The sequence below is a fragment of the Faecalibacter macacae genome, assembly GCF_003687725.1.
GTDB classification, from domain to species: Bacteria; Bacteroidota; Bacteroidia; order Flavobacteriales; family Weeksellaceae; genus Empedobacter; species Empedobacter macacae.
In genome coordinates this window covers 1-1996 of sequence record NZ_RDOJ01000042.1, presented here as the reverse complement: position 1 = coordinate 1996, position 1996 = coordinate 1, and the positions used below count along the sequence as shown (strand labels likewise).

General features: G+C 27.8%; 1 protein-coding gene and 2 pseudogenes. All 3 read right to left on the bottom strand.

The window, feature by feature from the left end:
- A pseudogene (locus tag EAH69_RS14080) lies at positions 1-129 on the bottom strand (UDP-glucose 6-dehydrogenase); the annotation flags it as partial.
- Between the two features lie 25 nt (positions 130-154).
- Positions 155-1450, bottom strand: coding sequence for a nucleotide sugar dehydrogenase (locus tag EAH69_RS13825; protein ID WP_121935802.1), 1296 nt, complete (start codon positions 1448-1450; stop codon positions 155-157).
- Between the two features lie 335 nt (positions 1451-1785).
- Positions 1786-1996 (bottom strand): annotated as a pseudogene (locus tag EAH69_RS13820) (UDP-glucose 6-dehydrogenase); the annotation flags it as partial.

Genomic DNA, 1996 nt, shown 5'->3' with positions numbered 1-1996 from the left:
CGAAATATGATTATTCAACATTTCTACCTTTTCTGGAACTATATCTAGCGCAACTACTTCATGCTTTTGTGCTAATAACATTGCATTTGATAATCCAACGTAACCCGTTCCAACTATTGTTATTTTCATATTATTTTTATAGCGTAAATAAATACTACAATCTTAAATCACTATTTTTTAGAATTCCTTTGACATCGTAAACTACTCCTCCTTCATTCAATAATTTTGATAAATCTAAATTATTAAACTCATCATGAGCAACAGTCAAAACAATTACATCATATTTTTGAATTTCAGAAGGAAGTTCTGTATGGCTTACAAGATCATATTCTTGTTTAACCTCCATCGGATTTGCCCATGGATCATAAATCACAACGTCCAAAGAATATTCTCTTAATCCATTTATTACATCTACAGCTTTTGTATTACGAATATCATTACAGTTTTCTTTAAATGTAATTCCTAAATTCAAAAGTTTAGACTTTTTTAAATCAATTCCTGATTTAATCATTAATTTAACAACCTCTCCAGCTACATAACTCCCCATGGAATCATTGATACGACGGGCTGTTAAAATAAGTTCAGAATAATATCCAAACTCTTGTGCTCTTTGAGCTAAATAAAATGGGTCTACACCAATGCAATGTCCTCCAACTAAACCTGGTTTAAAAGGTAAAAAATTCCACTTAGTACCAGCAGCCTCTAAAACTGCTTGAGTATCAATACCCATTAAATTAAATATTTTAGCTAACTCATTTACAAAAGCAATATTTATATCCCTTTGAGAATTTTCAATAACTTTTGCTGCTTCGGCAACCTTAATTGTAGGTGCTAAATGCGTACCTGCTGAAATGACTGATTTATATAGGTTATCTACAATTAAACCTATTTCTTGAGTAGATCCTGAAGTAACTTTTAATATATTTTCTACAGTATGATTTTTATCTCCAGGATTTATTCGTTCTGGAGAATATCCAGCAAAAAAATCTTCATTAAACTTTAATCCTGAAATTCTTTCTAGAACTGGAACACATTCATCTTCTGTTACTCCTGGATAAACTGTAGATTCATAAATAACAATATCTCCTTTTTTTAAAACTTCCCCAACTGTTTCAGAAGCTTTATATAAAGGAGTTAAATCTGGTCTATTATTTTTATCTACTGGTGTTGGAACTGTAACAATATAAATATTTGCTGAAGTTATGTCTTCTAAATTTGAGGTACAAAAAAGTCCATTTTCTGAAGTGTAGAATGGATTTTTAGATTTAAGAACCTTATTTAAAATTTCTGATTCTAATTCTAATGTATGATCTATTCCACTATGTAACTCTGAAATTCGATTTTTGTTTATATCAAATCCAACAACTGGATATTTAGTAGCAAATAGTCTAGCTAAAGGCAAGCCAACATAACCTAGGCCTATTACTGCAATTTTTTTCTGTGTAATCATCTTTCAATTTTATATATTAACTGAAATTTATTTTCTAATAATAAAATACAACACTTATTATCTTCAATCATTTAATCCTGAGCAAATTTACATTTAATAATACAATTACTTACATACTTTTATTTTAATAAATAAGTACTTAAAATAATTTCGACGTTAATTTTTATAATTGAAATTGAAAGAGAGAAATTTAAAAATCTCATTTCTCTAAAGTTATTAAGTTAGTTTATGAAACAAATATATAAGTTTATTTCCTATTGAAATTGACAATATCATTAGTTTTTCTTAATTATACATTTGTATAAAAAAAGTCTTTCAAAATTGAAAGACTCTTTTTAATCGTTACCAAATAAATCGCGTGTATATACTTTGTTTTTAACATCAATTAAATCATCTGTCATTCTATTAGATATAATTACGTCACATTCTTGTTTAAACTTTTCTAAATCTTTCATAACAGTAGAACCGAAAAAGGTTTCTTCATCTAAAACTGGTTCATAAACAACAACTTCAATTCCTTTTGCTTTGATACGCTTCATGATTCCT